16 protein-coding genes are annotated in these 18,637 nt (G+C 48.7%); 3 read left to right on the top strand and 13 right to left on the bottom strand.

Annotated features, from left to right (window positions below; all coding sequences use genetic code 11):
• Positions 1-48 precede the first annotated feature (48 nt).
• The gene (locus FGT79_RS04075; protein WP_138751488.1) at positions 49-1,149 is read right to left on the bottom strand and encodes a pyridoxal phosphate-dependent aminotransferase; all 1,101 of its coding nucleotides are present in this window, start codon (positions 1,147-1,149) and stop codon (positions 49-51) included.
• A gap of 462 nt (positions 1,150-1,611) precedes the next feature.
• Here FGT79_RS04075 and FGT79_RS04080 point away from each other — a divergent pair, with 462 nt between their 5' ends.
• On the top strand, positions 1,612-2,055 hold the full coding sequence (locus tag FGT79_RS04080) for a hypothetical protein (RefSeq protein WP_138751489.1): 444 nt from the start codon (positions 1,612-1,614) through the stop codon (positions 2,053-2,055).
• A gap of 2 nt (positions 2,056-2,057) precedes the next feature.
• On the opposite strand, the gene FGT79_RS04085 is transcribed toward FGT79_RS04080, so the two are convergent.
• The 3 genes from FGT79_RS04085 to FGT79_RS04095 form a co-directional block, all read right to left on the bottom strand.
• Positions 2,058-2,750 carry a sulfite exporter TauE/SafE family protein gene (locus tag FGT79_RS04085; protein WP_138751490.1) on the bottom strand — a complete coding sequence of 231 codons (693 nt, stop codon included), beginning with the start codon at positions 2,748-2,750 and terminating at the stop codon, positions 2,058-2,060.
• A complete protein-coding gene (locus tag FGT79_RS04090; RefSeq protein WP_138751491.1) occupies positions 2,747-5,011 on the bottom strand; it encodes a heavy metal translocating P-type ATPase in 2,265 nt (754 codons plus the stop codon). Before FGT79_RS04090 ends, FGT79_RS04085 begins: the two co-directional genes overlap by 4 nt.
• A 143-nt stretch (positions 5,012-5,154) precedes the next feature.
• Complete coding sequence (locus FGT79_RS04095) at positions 5,155-5,559, bottom strand: hypothetical protein (protein WP_138751492.1); 405 nt, start codon at positions 5,557-5,559, stop codon at positions 5,155-5,157.
• 263 nt (positions 5,560-5,822) lie between these two features.
• On the opposite strand from FGT79_RS04095, the gene FGT79_RS04100 reads away from it, so the two are divergent.
• Both FGT79_RS04100 and FGT79_RS04105 read left to right on the top strand, forming a co-directional pair.
• The gene (locus FGT79_RS04100; protein ID WP_138751493.1) at positions 5,823-6,029 is read left to right on the top strand and encodes a helix-turn-helix transcriptional regulator; all 207 of its coding nucleotides are present in this window, start codon (positions 5,823-5,825) and stop codon (positions 6,027-6,029) included.
• On the top strand, positions 6,029-6,469 hold the full coding sequence (locus FGT79_RS04105; protein WP_138751494.1) for a hypothetical protein: 441 nt from the start codon (positions 6,029-6,031) through the stop codon (positions 6,467-6,469). Before FGT79_RS04100 ends, FGT79_RS04105 begins: the two co-directional genes overlap by 1 nt.
• A 99-nt stretch (positions 6,470-6,568) precedes the next feature.
• Here the strand turns inward: FGT79_RS04105 and map are convergent, their stop codons facing one another.
• The 9 genes from map to FGT79_RS04150 all read right to left on the bottom strand — a co-directional run bounded on the left by map (position 6,569) and on the right by FGT79_RS04150 (position 18,558).
• On the bottom strand, positions 6,569-7,315 hold the full coding sequence (gene map / locus FGT79_RS04110) for a type I methionyl aminopeptidase (protein ID WP_138751495.1): 747 nt from the start codon (positions 7,313-7,315) through the stop codon (positions 6,569-6,571).
• Between the two features lie 250 nt (positions 7,316-7,565).
• Positions 7,566-7,877, bottom strand: a complete 312-nt coding sequence (locus tag FGT79_RS04115; protein ID WP_138751496.1) for a rhodanese-like domain-containing protein — start codon at positions 7,875-7,877, stop codon at positions 7,566-7,568.
• Positions 7,878-7,980: 103 nt separating this feature from the next.
• A complete protein-coding gene (locus tag FGT79_RS04120) occupies positions 7,981-10,869 on the bottom strand; it encodes a VWA domain-containing protein (RefSeq protein WP_138751497.1) in 2,889 nt (962 codons plus the stop codon).
• On the bottom strand, positions 10,853-12,835 hold the full coding sequence (locus FGT79_RS04125; RefSeq protein ID WP_138751498.1) for a vWA domain-containing protein: 1,983 nt from the start codon (positions 12,833-12,835) through the stop codon (positions 10,853-10,855). The genes FGT79_RS04120 and FGT79_RS04125 overlap by 17 nt, the downstream gene beginning before the upstream one ends.
• 76 nt (positions 12,836-12,911) lie before the next feature.
• Positions 12,912-13,919, bottom strand: a complete 1,008-nt coding sequence (locus FGT79_RS04130) for a DUF58 domain-containing protein (RefSeq protein ID WP_246096144.1) — start codon at positions 13,917-13,919, stop codon at positions 12,912-12,914.
• On the bottom strand, positions 13,916-14,905 hold the full coding sequence (locus tag FGT79_RS04135; protein WP_138751499.1) for an AAA family ATPase: 990 nt from the start codon (positions 14,903-14,905) through the stop codon (positions 13,916-13,918). Before FGT79_RS04135 ends, FGT79_RS04130 begins: the two co-directional genes overlap by 4 nt.
• A 14-nt stretch (positions 14,906-14,919) precedes the next feature.
• Positions 14,920-16,659, bottom strand: a complete 1,740-nt coding sequence (locus FGT79_RS30935) for a hypothetical protein (protein WP_171056070.1) — start codon at positions 16,657-16,659, stop codon at positions 14,920-14,922.
• Between the two features lie 64 nt (positions 16,660-16,723).
• Positions 16,724-17,629, bottom strand: coding sequence for an ABC transporter permease (locus tag FGT79_RS04145; protein WP_138751500.1), 906 nt, complete (start codon positions 17,627-17,629; stop codon positions 16,724-16,726).
• Positions 17,626-18,558 (bottom strand): ABC transporter ATP-binding protein, encoded by a 933-nt coding sequence (locus FGT79_RS04150; RefSeq protein WP_138752922.1) that lies wholly within the window; start codon positions 18,556-18,558, stop codon positions 17,626-17,628. Before FGT79_RS04150 ends, FGT79_RS04145 begins: the two co-directional genes overlap by 4 nt.
• Between the last annotated feature and the right edge of the window lie 79 nt (positions 18,559-18,637).

Genomic DNA, 18,637 nt, shown 5'->3' on the forward strand with positions numbered 1-18,637 from the left:
GAGTCCACCGTATGAACAATTATTTAATGACATTAACAATTAATCAAACTAATGACTTGATTCGCTATAATCGGACAAACATTTACTTAATGCTGTTAACAATATTTCATTCTGCTGTCGAAGCTTGACCGCAACACGAATGTAGGAATGATCGAGCCCTGGGAATCGAGACGCATCGCGAATAAGCACTCCTTGCTTGCCCATCTGCAGCTGCATCATGCTTGCACTTAATCGACAATCTCTCGGCAGCTTGACTAACAAAAAGTTGGCAGCACTAGGATTCACCTCGAATCCTAGTGCTCGCAGCCCCGAGGCAAGCCAAGGCCGTTCCTCTTGCAGCCATACGTGGGTTTGTTCAGCATAGTTGGATTCATCAATGACAGATTCTCCAATCTGTTGGGCTAGTGAATTCACACTCCATGAGATTTGCAGGCGCTTTAAACCGCTTAACGTTCTTGGCATTCCAACAATGTAACCCAATCGAATACCTGGCACGGAATAGAACTTGGTCATGGATCGAATAACAAAAAGTCTTTCATGTTTCGTTGCCTCTTGAATAAGGCTAAAAGCAGATTCATTAGGAACGAAATCCATAAAGGATTCGTCTAAAACGACATATGCTCCACGACTGAGCAGCGTACGGATCAATTCAGGATCAACGAGCTGCCCTGTCGGATTATTCGGCGAACCAAGTATAAATAAGGAGCCGGTGGCTGCTGCTTCACAAAGATGTTCGGAATCAGTGCTCAATTCGAATTGATTGTGTTGTGAAAGCTTGATCTCATACACGGCTCCGCCAATTTTTCGAATAGAATCCCCGTATTCATCGAATGAGGGGATTACAAGCGTTGTTAATTTGGGTTGTAGTGCGCGAACAATTAAATCAATAAGCTCAGCAGTCCCATTCCCTACTACAATCGACTGCTCATTGATATTATACTTATTGCCCAGCTTGCGTCTTAGCCCTCTAACAGCAGGGTCCGGATAATATCCAATCGTATCGATGTAGCGATTCAATACTTCCTTAACACTTGGGGGCGGTCCAAGCGGATTCATATTTGAGCTGAAATCAACAAACTGATGCGCGGGCCTATCAAAAACTTCCTCAGCGGTCCTTAAATCTCCCCCGTGACCGTATCTTTCCAACATCTTACCTGTCAGCTCCTTTGTTCTTGCATATTCGGTCTAAGCGTCCGTTTCCTATGCCCACCTTATCAGCTAACCTTGCAAAGATCGTAAACATTACGCCTCCTGAACATGCCGAAATAGCTATTCAGTAGCAGAACTTATCCACTTAACAGCGATTTGCCAAACAAACGAATCGTTTAGTCTTTACGAAGTCAGAAACAGCAAGAAGGAGCATGGCTGCTCCTCCGTCACTGCATACATTTGGTTGTTTTTATTGTATTCGTCATTTGTTTCGTGATTAGCCGCATATGACAGTCGAATATAAACCGTAACAGATCTTTTATTCCTAATATGACCTAAAATATCAAATTTGGCAATATAGGCTTCGCTTGTTCCCCCTGTTCTGCTTCCGTTCGTCGCCGCATAGGTAAATGAAAGAAGAAACATTCATAACTGGAAGTATACAGGAGGTTCATTACGATTATGCAGAAGCCGCTAAAAGATCCGCATACCAAACCTAAGTACATATATATAGTCATTCTGGTTTCATTATTGGCTGGATCAGCCATATGGTGGTTTAGCTCAGACGACGCTGATCCGCCGCAAATAACAGAGCATACTTTCGACATCGGTACAGCAAGCTGGATGATCAGCGAATATCCAGCCAAGGTTCTGCATGCAAACCTTTTCACAGTAGATATCAAGGACCTGCAAGGATTACCCATTAAAGATGCTGTCATAAGGGTAAAACTAGAGATGCTCAGTATGGTATGCGGAGATTATGATTTCGAGATGATTGAATCATCCCCCGGGAACTATGAAGGTGAAGGTGTTCCGCTCATGGCGGGCACTTGGAGTGCAACTCTGACGCTAGAAACGAACCAGCAGTCTTACACAATTAGCCGATTGCTGAAGGCTGTTCATTGATCCTACCACAACCATGGATTAATCGTCGGAATGATGCCGCTCGCTGCGAGTCCGCGCAGTATGGATATCACGCCTACTGCAAAAGCTGTGGCAAAGCTTGCTTTATGCATGAACCGGCGCCACCTTTTGTTCGCAAACGAAGCAAAGGAAGCTGCCAAGGCCAAGGCCGGGAACGTAGACAAACCGAACAAAGCCATAACAGCAGCACCTGCCGGCCCTGAGCCAGTAGAGGCTGCTGTCATTTGCATCGCATAGGTTAGACCGCATGGAAGGAATCCGAAAGCAATGCCTGTCGCAAGCAGATGCAGCGTTTCTTTCCGTCTGGTTTCATTCGCATTCGTATTCTGAGCCAGTCTTTTATATAGGATTGTCGAAAGTCTATACATAAAAGGTAGCTGGAATCGCCGCCACAGCCACAACAGCAAGAAGCAGCCCCCGATAATTGAAGCAAGCCCCTGCATACCGGCGAATTTGCCAGCAACATCAACAAACGATCCTACGGTACCCATTGCTGCACCTAGCAGGCTGTAGGATAGGATGCGACCAGCATTGTATAACAGCATCGACCTCCGAACTGAAGCCGTTGTATTCAAAGAAACAGCAGAAACGATCCCTCCACACATCCCCATGCAATGAGGAGCACTGAACAAGCCTGTCAGAATGATAAAGCCTATGAGCTGCCAAGTGAGCATCATGGATATACGCCCGCTTTTCTTCTCAGTTGCCCTTTAAGCCGTAGAGCATTCCCTACGACCGATACCGAGCTTAGCGCCATAGCTGTTCCAGCCATCCAAGGTTCAAGTAATCCTAGAGCTGCAAAGGGAATCACAATTACATTATAAAGAAAAGCAAAGGTTAAGTTCTGTCTCACATTCCGAATCGTCAGCCTGCTGATACTAATCGCTTCTGGAATCGCTTTGAGCCGTGAGAACAACAAAGTCATGTGACCTGCGCTTAATGCAGCATCCGCACCTTCTCCCATGGCAAGCCCTACATCTGCCGCTGCCAGCGCAGGTGCATCGTTCCAGCCATCGCCTGCCATGGCTACACGTGTTCCCTTCCGCTGCTTAAGCGCAATGAGATCAAGCTTTCCCTCCGGCATCATGGAGGAATAAACCTCTGTAATGCCTACAGCCTTGGCGGCGGCTAGCGCGGGCGCTATATGATCACCAGTAGCGAGTACTGACGTCACGCCCTGTGCCTTGAGCTGCTTTACTGTATCTCTAGCATTTTCTTTCACGCTATCGCTAAAAGCAAGAGCACCTATCGCACTCCGATCTACCGCAGCATAAAGCACCGTTTCACCAAGCTCTTCACGATGCTCGGCGAACGAAATAATTGAATCGTCCATTATCCATTTGTGTCTTATCGTGAAGGCTGCGTTACCTACTGAAACGTGCTGCTTTTCAATGACAGCTTCAACGCCTCCACCTGGTGTGAATGCATATTCGCTGACAGAAGGAATAATAAGTCCCTGCTTCACGGATTCTTTCACTATCGCAGTCGCAAGCGGATGCGTCGACTCCGACTCAACAGCAGCTGCCATTCGCAGTAGAGCTGAGCGGCTGCCAGTCCTTGCAAATATGGCATTTACTTTCGGTTTCCCTTCAGTCAAAGTGCCTGTTTTATCGAAAATAACCGTTTGAATGCTTGCAAGCCGCTCTAATGCCCCCGCTTCCTTAGCTATGATCCCTTGCTTAGCGAGTCTTCCTGAGGCAATCACCAATGAAATAGGAGCTGCCAAACCAAGGGCACACGGACATGCTGCCAACAGCACCGCTATTCCGCATATCAACGCTTTACTCCAATTGCCTGGATCCAATAGAACGACCCACAGCAACACAGTAATTAGTGCAAATGCAAGCATAACAGGAACAAACCAGCTAGCAGCCGCATCTACATTGCGCTGTATCGCAGACTTCGAACGTTGAGCTTGCCGGACAAGCTCCTGTATACGATTCAGCATCGTATCATGTCCTGCAGCTTCTGTTCGGATACGAAGCGGTCCCGTTTCATTGCGCGTTCCAGCCCATGCCGGATCGCCTTCACCCTTCGCAACAGGCAGGCTCTCGCCAGTTAACAGAGCTTCATTCGCCTCAGATTGTCCAGCTGTAATGATCCCATCGACAGGAATGATTTCCCCCATCTCAACGATGACGATATCCCCTGCTCTTACGAACTCCGTCTGTATATGAATACGCTCGCCAGCTCTCTCTACAACGGCAGTTTGGCTTTGCAGCTTGCCATATCCATCTGATCCGCTCAGTGCCTTCAGTGAAGCAGATGTTTCGATATATTTGCCAAGCAGTACAGCAGTCATCACGACAGCGGAGGTCTCGAAGTACAATGGCAGAGAATGTGCACTAGACGCAGCAAGCGGCTGGAGCAAGCCATTCTGGAAAACAACATAATGACTATAAAGATAAGCCGCCGACGTGCCGATCACAACAAGCACGTCCATATTGGCACTTCGCTCTCGTAGCGCATGATAAGCGCCGAAATAGAAAGGCATGCCAATCGCGAACTGAATAATCGTCGCAAGCGCAAGCTGAAGCCAAGGAAGAACAAGCCACTGAGGCAGCTGATTTATCCATGGAACAAGCAATGGGATATGGCCGAGCATGCTGGTTAACAGCGGCAAAGTAAGCATGACGGCTATCATTAGCCGCAGCTTTAACGCCCGATGTTCCTTATGCAGCCCTTCCTTTGCACTTTCATTCAGCATGGCAACAAAGCCGAGCTGCTTGACTCTCTCGGCAATTTGCTTTGCTTCAATTCGTGCAGGCTTGAATTGCACCCATGCTGTGCGAAGAGGAAAGCTTACAGCGGCCAGTTCAACGCCTTCCATTTTGCCCACTGCCTTCTCAATTCTAGCCGCACATGCAGTACAACTCATACCTTGTACAGTGAAATCTATCGTATATTCCGCTTCATGATTGGTTGCGTCAGTTGCCAAGCCAAGCACCGCCTTCCATTCATCGCCAAGTCATGCCTGTACCTTTGCATTTAACTATATGACACGCATTCCAATTGCATGAATGGAACCTTAGCAAAGCTGCTACAATCCCCGCCTTAATCTCATCAGCTGATGGGGTAGCTTTAATAGCATTTTTGCTCGTTTTCTAATACGCCATCGTTATCAATGGTTATAGACGTGCGACCGGACATAGATTCCGTATAGCCGCAAGCGCTTGTTTCAGTAATATTGCCGCGCGAATCCGTGTACTTCAAGTACACGGCACCTTCACCTTTTACATGAAAATTCGGTTTAATGATTGCCTTGGCTCCTGGTTTGACCGTTTTGGTTATGACTTGCTTCTCACTGCCTGATTGGATACCTGTTTCAATCGAAACTACATCGAAATCAGATTCGTTATGAAGCGTCACCTTTAACGGTAGAAAATAACCGAAATTGTCTGTGTTCACTCGCACAGCATCAAGGGCAAGTCCGATCGTCATCAAAGCTAGTACGGCCATAATAATGAATCCACTTTTTCTGGTCAAGACGACTCCCCCTTTCCAATTAGGGAATGTTTACTCATTCTGTGAATTACCGCTTAAACGCTCTCATATGAATATAGACGCTTTGTTTAGCAAAAATGTAACACGTAATACCATGTAAAACGGATACCACCTCCCGTCTCACATGATTATCATCTTTCAGGGGCTGTAAGGCAGGAATTTTAAAATTGCAAAGTTTACTTTACATTTAATGCAAAGCAAACTATACTAAAATTGCAAAGTAAACCTTGCAAAGGTGTGATGACTTGAAAACACGAATTGCCGAATTACGCAAACAGCAAAAGCTTTCTCAAGAAGAACTGGGACTTGCCGTTGGCGTGACCCGGCAGACGATCACGTCGCTCGAGATCGGAAAGTACATGGCGTCTTTGCAGCTTGCCTACAAAATCGCCAAATATTTTGGGCTGACAATTGAAGAAGTATTCGATTTCAGCGATATGGAGGAATTGTAATGAATGCTTATAAGGAAAAGATGCGAACGCGCATGAACCTAGTGTCGTTCGCTGCAGCTGGAGCTGCGCTCATTTTCGCAGGCTTGATGCTCTATCGCGATCATCTGCCTGTTCTACCCAGCTTTATCAAAGGCTTTCACATCGGAGCGTTCATCGGATTTGAAGTGGTTGCAGCATGGTACTTGGGCAAATGCATGAGAGCCAGGAAAAACGATACGGAAATGAAAAAATTGTACATTGCGGAGAACGATGAGCGAACCGGACTGATTTTTCGAAATGCGAGCACGCTCGGGATGAGCATTGTCCTCATCGGGCTTGGCGTAGCCGCGATCGTCTCCGGCTTCTTTAATGCCAACGTTTTCTTTACCTTAATGGGCAGCTTGATTTTTGTTTTGATCGTATTCTATACCCTGTTGATCTACTATGCCAGAAAGCTATAAGATTTAAGGTTTGTTACGATTTGCTTTCATTAAGATATATCTTCCCATATTTTAAAAAACAGGCCTGCGTCAACAACGCCAGCCTGTTTCTCCCTAATCTTACTGTGCAGTTAAAATAATAGGGCCATCCTCGGTGATCGCGAGCGTATGCTCATATTGCGCCGACCATCCGCCGTCAACCGTTCTAGCTGTCCAGCCATCCTGATCGATCTTGCTATGATACTTGCCTGTATTAAGCATCGGCTCAATGGTCAGCACCATGCCTGCCTTCAATCGTGTTCCTCTGTTTGGCGGCCCATAATGGGGAACTTGCGGCTCCTCATGCATTTTCTGCCCGATCCCGTGCCCGATAAAATCCCTCACCACCGAGAAGCCCTCGGCCTCCGCATAGGCTTGAATGGCATGTGAAATATCGCCGATCCGGTTGCCAACAACAGCCTGCTCAATTCCTTTATATAGTGATTCCTTCGTTACATCAAGCAGCCTCTGCGAAGCTGCGGAAATGTTGCCAACAGCGTAGGACCATGCAGAGTCAGCCAACCAGCCTTCCAAATTGACAACCATATCCACCGTTACAATATCTCCTTCGACCAATACGGTTTGACCAGGAAAACCATGGCAAATGACATCATTAACCGATGTGCACGTTGCATAAGGATAACCATGGTAGCCTTTTTGCTCCGGTGTTGCGCCCTGCTCAATGAGAAACCGCTCAACAAACTGGTCGATTTCTGATGTTGTCAGACCTGGACGAATGAATGTCCGCAGCTCTCGGTGGCACGCAGCTAATATTTCGCCAGCATTTTTCATTTTCATAATTTCTTCATTCGTTTTTATAACGATCATCTCACTCACCCAATCCTTTGCTTCTTAGCTGTCGATACGAATATATAGATGTATTCCTATAATATTAAGAATACCTCAAATGGCTCCAACAAGGTGAACCCGCTTTCGCCGTCCTTCGCCGGCGCGGCGCGTTTCATTCCGAGAAATATAGAGAAAGGACCGTGAAATCAAATCATATCCATTCCTATATTTAAATAAAAAAGCCCCAAATAGAGGCTTTTCCTTCCATCATTAAATCTAATTGTTGTTTTTAGTTGCCTGTTGCAATCTCACCAGGCCACTGCAGCATGCCGCCGGCTACATTGACCACCTTGTAGCCTTGTGCTTGCAAATAATCACATGCCTTACCACTGCGACCGCCGCTGCGGCATATAAGGACGATTTCTTGATCGCCCTGCTGCAGCTCGCTGATACGCTCTTGCAGCTGCGACAACGGAATGCTGCGTGCAGCTTCAATATGTCCTTCTTGCCACTCGTCCGGCTCACGTACGTCAACAAGATTTATAGTTTTTCCTTCGTTCAATTGGATTTCAAGCTCTGCTGCTGTTATTTCAGGATACATATTTCCCATTCCCTTCAAGCCATTAGTATGTTTTAGTCCTATACATGCATTGTACCTTGCAAGCCTACCCGTGTCTATCTTGCTTCTATTAGAGTACTTATAACTAACGTCTTTTTTTATTCTTAGCAGCTAAAAGTCTATTGATGGTAGCGTCTGTCTTTACTACAGCAGACTCATCCATCACATGTCCAGCCGCAATTTCGTCTTTTTTGTAAGTTGGCTTAGCAGTCGAAATGGACTCGTCGCTTATGCTGGCTTTCGATTCCGCATAGAGCTCACTATTCGTGCTGCTGCCGTAGAACCGTCCCGCTTCCGCTTTGCGATTCTGCAAGCGCGACATACTACGGGCGGAGGCCATAAGGTCTGCACGATTACGGTTTTTTTGTGATTCGACAAGGGTAGGCATTCGAAATCTTTTTCCAAAAAGGCTATACAAACGGCTCCAAGGTACCCCTAGTCTCCGTACCGCAATATCCATCAGCCACAATAGAAGTGCTGTTGTTAGCAGCTCTTGCGTCCAATCGTATTGCAGCCTTGAAGGTGTAGGTTCAAATGCAAACAGCTGCTTCGGGTCAGACCGTGTAAGAACCCTTCCACCAGTCGTTGCTGCTATCTTCTGTAGTAAATCTGAACCCGTCTCATTCGCAATTCGGTATTCTGGCGAATACGGGATAACGAAACCTGATGTAATGCCATCCTGAATTGAGGAATCGCCTGATTGCTGCCCAATTTGTGCTAAATATACGCCTGGCTCCGAAATGGACAGCTTCGTCTCGTACTCTCCCGGTGCTTTCGGCATCAACCGTTTCAATTCAAATTGACCATTCTGATCTTGAATGCCTACTGACAACTCGCCGATTGACCCGTCTTCACCTGCAAGAGATTGTACGTTTAGCAACACTTCGTTGCCAATCCTTTCCGCAATGATGGAATATGGCATGCTCTCGAACTGTGGAAACGTCCATTTGACCCAATCCACGAACACATTCGGCAGCTCTGGCCACTTCACCCAATCTCCTGCCCATTTGCCAAGCAAATCACTCGTCCAAGCGACCGTTCTGCCCGAGCCATAAGTCCAGCGAGCGAGGAGCGGATCTCCAGCTGGCGTCCATAATGCAATCTCTGCCGTTTGTTTCGGCATTGTTGCAACGTAAGCATGAATAGCTGGCAGTCCTCTTCCCCATCGAGCCGACCAATCCCCTGCTTGACCAATACTCGGCGTAAACGTCTGCTCTACGATGTAGGTTCGGGACATCATCACAGTCTCTCTGCTGAATATAGCGGGAAGTGTACTTTGATCTTTGGTGAAATAATAGCGCCCTTTCGCGTCCTTTGCCAAGCGTTCAAGCAATTGTTGATCTGCCCCTTCACCCACCGCAACAGTAGATAATGTCATATTCTGATCATTCATCGCATCGGTGATTGTCTTATAATCCGAATGAAATGCGGACTGTCCATCCGTTAGCAGAATCATGTGCTTTCGCTGAGCATCCAGCGCCTTCAAGCCTTCGTAGCCCTCATTCAGTGCCGGAAAAATTTCAGTACCGCCATCTGGCTGAATCCCTTGAATCTGAGACATTACCGTGTCTCGGTCTGTCAGCTGTGTAGGCTCAACAACCCACCATGGCGATGAGTCGAAAGCGAGTACCCCAACCGTATCGGTATCCCGCAATAGTTCTACCGTTCGCATCGCTGCTTCCTTCGCAAGCTCCAGGCTGCCGCCGGACATGCTGCCTGATCGATCAATAACAAGAATAAGCCCTAAGGACGGTATTTGTTTCTTGCCTTGCAAGTCCATTTGGACTGGCAACGCCCGCTCAATGGGTGTTTTGAAGTAGCCCCCAAGCCCATAGCTCTCATCTCCGCCCAGCATGACGAGTCCAACACCATAATCGCTGACCGCTTTTGCTATCCATTCCATCGGTTTCTCCGCGATTCGCGCTGCTGAAACATTGTTAAGAATCATGCTGTCGTATGCAGCATAATCTGCCAGCTCATTAGACAGTTGTTCGGGAATAATCGTTTTGTAGCGAATGAGCGAAGCTTGCAGTGCAGCTTCAATATTCGCAGATGTTCCGCTTGCTCCCTCTACGATTAGTACAGCGGGAGGACCGCTTACACGGCTGAAAGCATGAGCAGTGTTATTTGCTGCTTGCTCGTCCCCTTGAGCATATATCTCCGCACGAAATCGGTGAAAACCAGGATCAACCGCAATGCTTTGCAGAACAAATCGATTCTCGCCCTCTTCAAGCTGAATGCTTGAAATCGATATTTCCTTATTGTCTGCAAAGAGGCGCAGCTCTGCCGGAACTGCCGTCGTACTTGCAAGAACGATTTCAAAGCTGAATGTCTCTCCCTGCTTAAGCGCCGCAGGCACATGCAAGGCTTCAACCGACACATCTGTTCTCTGCTCAGGCTTCAGTTCTACAATATCAACAGGAATGCCACCGTCCTTCAATAGCCGGGCTTGTCTGTGCGCATCGCCAGTGTTTTCTGCACCATCAGAAAGCAGAACGATGTGACCGCCTCCTTCTTTTTGAAGCATGGATGCCGCAAGCTGCAGACCCTGCGAGAGGTCTGTATATTGCTGATTCACATTTGCTCGGAATGAAAAGCTGTTCACTTCTCCATTAGCAAGCTTCGACAAAGGCCGCTCTACAGCTGCATTTAAGCCCGAGGATATAATACCGCTGTAATCATCTTGTTTTGTTGCACTCCAAGCATCCTTGATCCACGTACTAATCGTTTCATCAGCGTCTACACTAGCAGATCGATCAGCAACAACCATCACTTTACGCTGTTCCTTTTCCTTATATGGGTGAACATTCGCAACGATTGCAATAAGTAGTAAAAGAATGAGCGAACGAATAGCAATAGACATCCATTTCCGACTACCTTGCAGACGTATTGTCCGATTGGCCATCCACCATACATACATGGTTAGTGGCAGAAGCAATAGAAGCGCCCACGGGCTGTTAGCCTGAAAGCCCACGTCGATACACCTCCCACTCTAATCCCATAACGAGCAACAATAATAGGGCTGCAAAAAATTGAAGCGATATCTGCTGCTCTGGCATGCGACTGTCATCCGCTTGCAGACCACCAGCTTTATCGTTCGACCACTGCAATTCCAATTGCGGCTTGCTCTCTGCCCGGGCAAGTGCTGTAGACAGTTCTGTGAAATCGTTGGTAACTGCTAGCAGCCGGTCACCCACAACCTTATTATCTTTACTCGATTCCAGCAGTCGATACAAGCCTGGAAGAACAGGGACGGAATACAAGCCGGGAGCTGAAAGATCAAGCGTTGCAGCTTGCTTATCGGCTTCTACTCTTTCGATGCTGCTCTCAACCATCACCCACTCGGCTTGCACTGTTTCAGAATGAAAGGAGACATCTACCTGTTGCCCTGAAACAGCGGTGCCCAGCTCAAGCTGATTGGTACCACTCATCCACTCTGCCGCTTGTACAACTAGCACTGGAAATTCAGGCCTCAGCGGAAGATCCGTATCTTGAAAGTTAAACGTGAATCTAAGCCTAGGGTTGCCATCGTACATTCCTGCATAAATAACAGGTATGCCTCCATAGCTGAGAATCGCTTCCCCCCATGACACATCAGCCGAATCAGGCTTGGCAATTCTGCCGATATGCGTATCAGAGAAGGTTAAATAAGAGGTCACAACATGCTCCTTCGTTTCCACCCTGTTATTTGGCGGCACTGCCGCTCCTTCATCCAATGGATTGGGGTGGTCGATCATCCACAATGGCTTCTGTTCCAGCAGCTTTGACCAATTCGTATCTTCCAACATAGCTGCGTGAATGCCATCGAGCACAATCCAATCTACTTGACTCGTTTGCTCTTCTTCAGGTGCAGGCTGTTCTGGATTGATTTTGACAGCTTGAACACCTGCAAGCCGCAATGCTTTCTCCAGAAACATATTCCCTTCTGTCACAAGTAAAGCCTGTCTTTCTTTTGGATTAGCTAGGAATTGATAGGATGTATTGTCAGCTGTAAAACGATCATTGCTCCCATGAATCTGAGCCTTGTAGTAGTGTGCCGGCGGCAGATTAGGTACCTCTACACTCGTCCACTCCCCAGCTGGAACATCAATCTCCGGTCTTGCAACCAGCTTCCGCTCATCCTCTGAAGTGACTGCGTATACATCAAGTCGCAGCCGTTCTGCCTGCTTGCTTTCATTACGTACAGTTATTACACCGTTATTGACATCCATTCCGTTTGATGCTGCTTTTATCCCGAAATACATGATCGACAAATTGTTGTTTGGCGTGTTCTCATCAACAAATACAAGACTTACAGGTGATTGAAAACGCAATTGATTGGCTTCCTCTGCATCTGCCCATTGCCCATCCGTATAGATGATTATTTCGCCAGAAGGATCATCCTGTATAATCGAATCCGCGAGCGATAACGCAGCTATCCGGTCCGACTTCCCATAATTCGGAACGATGCCGAACAGCATCCTTTTCAGTTCGCTTTTATCTCTTACTTGATTAGCCAGCACTTCTGGATGAGGACCAGTGGAGATTAATGTAACTGGTCTTTTGCCAGACTGCTGATCGACCCAATCGACTGCCTGCATAGTCGCCAGTTCAAGTCTGCTCGCCGCGCTGGAATCGTTCGCTTCGCTGGGTTTGGTAGCCATTCCAACCGAGCGATCAATAACGATAACCGCATGCCCTGTCGGCGCTGCTTGCCTGGTCAATACAGGCTGCATGAGAGCAACCACGAGCAGCATTCCAATCAACAACTGCAACAGCAGCAGCCAGCGTGCTCTCAGCTTTTGCCAAGGACGATTGGCCTCCTGCTCATTCAGCACGCGTCGCCACAACAAGTTGCTTGCCATTTCTTTCCGCTCATAGGTTCGCTTGAGCAGATACATCGCAGCAATGATGGGCAGAGCAGCTATAAACCAAGCAGATGCCAAGGATAAAAACTGCATTCGCTTCCCTCCCCTCCGCTCTATTTTGTCTAAAAAAAATGTGAAAGGAATGTGCTTTCTAATCGCCTCATGTGATTCAGTTGTTCAACAGCTGGGAGGATAACAATGTATGTCTGATGGTCTCTTCCAGAGGAGTAGATGTGTTAACAAAAACATAAACCGCACCTCGTTCAGCGCAGATGCGCTTTAGCTTGAGCTGGAACTCGGTAACAGCTGCCTTGTAATCCTTTAGAACTTTGTGACCAATGGCTACATCTTTGTCCGTGCCAAGCTCGCTGTCGACCAGCTTGAGCTCTCCACTTAATTCAGGATCAATCTCTTCTTGGGATAGGAGATGAACGAGCACTACCTTTTGACCAGCAGCCAGCAAAGAAACAATGGTCTCCTCAACCCCGCTATCGAACATCGCATCTGTCAGAACCCAAGCAGAGCCTGGCCTCCTAGGCAAAGCAGTACCAGAGTTAAAGGGCATGGATATATTTGTAAAGTCGGCATCCGACGCTTGCTCCGTTTTCTGTTCGGAATCGGACAGGCTCAGCGCTTCCCCGAGAAATTGAAATAGCTTAGGCACCGCAGCTCTGCCGTGAAGTGGCTGAAGCTCATTTACGATTCGCTCCCGAAACAGCTTGATGGATACACGGTCATCGCCGCCTAGCGCCATATAGCCAAGACAAGCAGCCAGCCTTAGCGCATACGGAAGTTTTTTCCCGTTTCGTTCCCCGAAGTGCATTGAACGTGATACATCTACATATAAGCTCACTTGCAGCTCCTGCTCGTCCCAATACTGCCTCATGTACGCTTTCCCGGTGCGTCCGTACACATTCCAATCGATTCTTCTAACATCATCGCCAGGCGAATATGGCCGGTAATCCGCAAATTCTTGAGAACCGCCTAGTGAACTGGAACGGCGCTTACCAGCCAACATGCCTTTGACCCGATTCCCCGAACGGATGCTCATTCGGTCAAGCTCGGAGAGCAAGCTTTGATTCGGAAACAAGTGCTCAAGCACTTCTTGTGCTGTTAACGAAGCTTGACCAGAAATTCCGGAATGCGAACTCGAACCGTACAGCTTACTTTTGCTCATCGTTCAGCCTCTAGAACCGCCAATATAGCTTCCGTCATTCGATCTGTGGTCAGCCCCATTGCCTGCGCTTCATAACTGAGCACGATACGATGACGTAATACAGGCATGGCAGTATGCCGAATATCCTGCCAGGTTACATGCAGTCTTCCGGAAGCCAAAGCTCTGACCTTGCTGACGGAGATGATCGCTTGAAGCGCCCTTGGTCCAGCACCATATCGAACGAAACGCTTGACCTCGTCAGGCGCATCAGACTCCTGCGGATGAGACATCATAACGGTCTTAACCGCCCAATCCAGCATTTCCTCCGCAACGAGAATCTGCTTTGCTACCATCTGAAGCTCTGTAAGCTCCGCAGCAGACATGATAGCGTTTGCATTGGCTTGAGATGCTGAGGTTGTTCTAAGCACGATTTGCTTGAGCTCCTCACGAGTTGGAAACTCAACCCCTATCTTCAACAGAAATCGATCGAGCTGTGCCTCAGGAAGTGGATAGGTTCCTTCCTGCTCAATGGGATTCTGTGTAGCCAGTACAAAAAAAGGCTTAGGCAAGCGATGTGTTTCTCCACCTGCCGTTACCGTTCCTTCTTGCATAGCCTCAAGCAGTGCACTTTGTGTTTTTGGCGTGGCACGGTTTATTTCATCAGCAAGCACAAGGTTGCCAAACAGCGGCCCAGGCTGGAAGCGCTGCGCTGCGTTTCCTTGTGTACTGAAGTCAATCAACGTGGTACCCGTTATATCTGAAGGCATAAGATCAGGTGTAAATTGAATTCTTGAGAATTGCAAGGCTACGCAGTCTGCAAGCGTGCGAATTAGCATTGTTTTGCCAAGACCCGGAATGCCTTCCAGCAGCGCATGACCACCAGCAAGCAAACACCATAACAGCTGCTCTACCACATGATGCTGACCAACGATGACGCGGCCAATTTCATCTCGAAGTGCAGCAATCCTCGCGGCAGCTTCTTCTACCTGTGCTTTCGATTCGATCAAATCAGACGGCCTCCTTAACGGTTTGGTTGTATTTGGTCAAAGTATTCCTTAACCTTCTCTTGCATGCTGCTCGGTAGCTGTGATCGACCAAGCGACTGCTTAGCTTCGGTCGCATATTCGTTATAGACATCCTCATATGGCCGTGTTGTACCATCTATCATCGGCGATTGCCCGCCTGTTTCCGTTTGTCCACCGCTCGATGGCCCGCCATCCTGCTGCACGTTACCCGAACCCTCCATATGGCGAGGCGTCGTAACTAAGTTTCTAACGCCCATACCCGTACCTTCTCCACTTCCGGAGCCAGTGCCAGAGCTAGAGCTAGAACCGGAGCCAGTGCCAGTACCAGAGCCAGAGCCAGTGCCAGTGCCAGTGCCAGTGCTAGAGCCAGAGCCAGAGCCAGAGCCAGAGCCAGAGCCAGAGCTAGAGCTAGAGCTAGAACCGGAACCGGAGCCGGAGCCAGTACCAGAGCTAGGGCTAGGGCTAGGGCTAGGGCTAGAGCCAGAGCCAGAGCTAGAACCGGAACCAGAGCCAGAGCTCGGGTTCGATCCTCCATGAGGTGATGTACCAGCACCACTTGAGGACGAGCCAGGCGAACCACCGTCAGAGGCGGCTAGTTGCTGCGCGGATCGATCTAGCTGGTCCGCCAGCGATCGGGCCAGCTGCTCCAGCTCGCCTTGCGATAATTCGCTGGCGAGCGCTTGCTCCAGAGCGGCGAGCGCATCGCCGTCGCTCTCGCCGCCAGAGGCGGCATCGCTTGCGGCGCGAGCTTGCTGCGCGGCCTGTTCAAGCGCCGCGGCGCCTTCTTGCTGCGGCTGCTGTGCTGCCAGCCGCTCCAGTGCTTCCGCCAGTGCTTCACGCTGCGCTGGCGTCAATCTTTGCAGCTGCGATCGCATATCGTCGATCGCTTGCTGCATGCCTGCGGCATCTCGGTCTTGCAACGCTTGACCGAGCTGCCTAAGGTTTGGCTCTGCACTCATCGCATCCGCCATAGCTCCCATTCGCTCAGCAGCCTGTTTTGCTTCCTCGGCTGCCAGCTTCAGCTCGTTGATCGCCGCTTCCAACTGCTCCAACGCTTCTGCCCCGTCGCCGCTCAGCGCATCAAGCTTGCTTCGCAGCTCCTCGAGCGGCTGCAACAGCTCCCGCTTCGCTTCCTCTGGAAGCTCCGCTGCAGCAGCCTCCTCGACGAGCTTCTCCGCCTTGAGCTCAAGCTCCGCCAGCCGATCCTTCGCCTCGGCAAGCGCCTGTGCCCGCTCATCGAGCGGATTAGGCATGACGAGCAGCGCTGTCGACACCACCCATACCGCTGCCGCGCCGTACACCATACGCCGCCAGCTTCGCCAAGCCGGCCAAGGCAGCCTTGCGCGCAGCATGCTGACGAAACGCTCGGCAGCCAGCTCCGCTTCCTCGCGCTGCAGCCTAACGATTGGCAGCTCGTCATCTCCTTCTCGCTGCAAGCCGTCAAGAGCGGTTGAAATCGCATCCTCAGTTGCTACGCGGTCCATCACCCGTGCTGCTTCCCGAACAGTCGCTCTTCTCCATACGCCGATCCCTGCTCCAGCCACTAACCCGGCAGCTGTTAATACCACAATCAAAGTTTGAGCATATCGAATCGGCCATAACCAGCTCGCACCAAGCACAAGCAGACTGCAGATGCTTCCGAACAACAGGCCAGCCAGCGCATGTCTGCTTACCGTAAATAACGTCAAGCGATGCCTAACGGGTTGAAGCAGCGACAGCAATGACTCTTTTTGCATGGGCGAGCCTCCTTAGCGTTTAAAAATTGAAATCAATCCATTTATCCCTGAAGGCTTATACGCTTTAATTTTTTTTCATCCTTGGACGAAGCGACCGAATGCCCAGCCACAACGCAAGGATAGACAAACAGGTATAGATCATCATGAATTCCTTCCACAATGCGAGAGGCTGCTTATTTGTAGCAATTGGCTGCCCATATATTCGATAAGCCTGATCCGTAAATTCTGGATCAAGGATGCTATATAGCGCACCAGCGGGATTCCAAGCTAGAACATGTCCAATCCAGCTATACGTATTCGCATTGTAGGTGTAAAACCGATCCGTCGTACTCATGAGCACAACGTATATCAAAGCCGTCCCTCCGAATATAAACAACGTTACGCCGTAACTGACAATAACGGATACCATCGTCCGCTTGAACATCGAAGAAAACAAGATTCCGAACGAACCGAGTACAAGCATAACAAACAAATAAAACAGAAAAACAAGAATAAGCTGCTTTGGAGAAATGCCCCCGTATAGAAAAACCATGCTGTAAACGGGAATCGTGCTCACTACGATTAAAACCATAAAGCCTAGTGACGACACCAGTTTACTTAGCACGATCGTCGCCGAGCTTTGCTGTGTGGTAAGGAGCAGATTCAATGTCTGCTTCTCTCGCTCACCGCTAATGACGCCGGCAGTAAGCCCTGGTGCCATGAATGCAATCAGTCCTAGCTGCGCGAAGCTCAGGAAATAGAATAACACCTTGCTTTGCTCAGGGTTGAACGACCGCGAGCCGCCCGTATTGATTTCCACAATATAAATCGCACTGAATGCCATTAAACCGATAGCGAATAAATAGAAGAACAACGTCCACATGGCTTTTGGCGTTCGCATCCGCAGCTTGAATTCTTTGTTTAGTACAGGGTTTATTAATTTATTCCGCCAACTGGTTGATGATTGCTTCACACTCGTCTGCTCTCTCATTCGAAGCCGTCGCCTCCCTTGGTGATCTCAAGAAATACATCTTCCAAATTCGTCTGCGCTTCACTGAACGATACAAGCTGAAAACCAGCAGCAACCAGCTCATTCAGCAACGCTGCTTGCTCGGCATCCTGTCCGCCGAAATGAATTTGGATGCCTCTTTCATCACGCAATAGCCGGTTAACTAACGGACGATCCCGTAAAAAATGTTCGGCTTCATCCTCCCGTCCAAGCAGCCTGATATGCAGAAAACGTTTCACACGCAAACGGTTTTGAATATCTGCCACATTACCAATAGCGATCATTTGACCATGCTCGATCACACCGATTTCATCTACCATTTCGGCGAGTTCGGGTAAAATATGCGAGGAAATAATAATCGTTTTCCCCATTGCCTTCAGCTCGCGCAATATTTCTCTCATCTCAATTCGCGCGCGAGGATCAAGACCAGAAGCAGGCTCATCGAGAATGAGCAGCTCCGGATCATGGACGAGGCATCTTGCCAAGCAGAGCCGCTGCTTCATTCCACGGGAGAGGGTATCCACATATGCATCCTTCTTGTCGCTTAAATTAACAAGCTCAAGCAACTGCGGAATAAGCTGCTCACGTTCTGATTTCGGAATACCATAGCTCGCTCCGTAGAAATGCAAATACTCAACCGTCTTGAACTGGTCATACACACCGAAGAAGTCAGGCATATATCCGATTCGCTTCCTTACCTCGTTCGGATATTTGGTCACATCTAGGCCATCGACCTTCGCTGTGCCGGAAGTTGGAAACATCAAAGTGGCTAGAATCGACATCGTTGTCGACTTGCCCGCTCCATTCGGCCCTACAAAGCCGAATACTGTTCCTTTAGGTATCGTCAAATCGATTGATTTGAGCGCTTGGAAGCTTCCAAATGTTTTGGTAAGCTGCCTAATTTCAATCATCGGAACTTCTATTTTCTCTGTTGGTGCCGGTTCCAAGGAAGTGGGCTTTAATCGTTCTACACTTATAATTTCGACATCA

It is taken from the genome of Paenibacillus sinopodophylli (assembly GCF_005930355.1).
GTDB classification, from domain to species: Bacteria; Bacillota; Bacilli; order Paenibacillales; family Paenibacillaceae; genus Pristimantibacillus; species Pristimantibacillus sinopodophylli.

Coding starts and splice junctions, on each gene's coding strand:
- FGT79_RS30935 (WP_171056070.1), bottom strand. CDS start 16,659: ATGCAAAAAGAGTCATTGCTGTCGCTGCTTCAACCCGTTAGGCATCGC.
- FGT79_RS04145 (WP_138751500.1), bottom strand. CDS start 17,629: ATGAGAGAGCAGACGAGTGTGAAGCAATCATCAACCAGTTGGCGGAAT.
- FGT79_RS04075 (WP_138751488.1), bottom strand. CDS start 1,149: ATGTTGGAAAGATACGGTCACGGGGGAGATTTAAGGACCGCTGAGGAA.
- FGT79_RS04115 (WP_138751496.1), bottom strand. CDS start 7,877: ATGTATCCTGAAATAACAGCAGCAGAGCTTGAAATCCAATTGAACGAA.
- FGT79_RS04150 (WP_138752922.1), bottom strand. CDS start 18,558: ATGATTGAAATTAGGCAGCTTACCAAAACATTTGGAAGCTTCCAAGCG.
- FGT79_RS04130 (WP_246096144.1), bottom strand. CDS start 13,919: ATGAGCAAAAGTAAGCTGTACGGTTCGAGTTCGCATTCCGGAATTTCT.
- FGT79_RS04105 (WP_138751494.1), top strand. CDS start 6,029: ATGAATGCTTATAAGGAAAAGATGCGAACGCGCATGAACCTAGTGTCG.
- FGT79_RS04125 (WP_138751498.1), bottom strand. CDS start 12,835: ATGCAGTTTTTATCCTTGGCATCTGCTTGGTTTATAGCTGCTCTGCCC.
- FGT79_RS04080 (WP_138751489.1), top strand. CDS start 1,612: ATGCAGAAGCCGCTAAAAGATCCGCATACCAAACCTAAGTACATATAT.
- FGT79_RS04085 (WP_138751490.1), bottom strand. CDS start 2,750: ATGATGCTCACTTGGCAGCTCATAGGCTTTATCATTCTGACAGGCTTG.
- map (WP_138751495.1), bottom strand. CDS start 7,315: ATGATCGTTATAAAAACGAATGAAGAAATTATGAAAATGAAAAATGCT.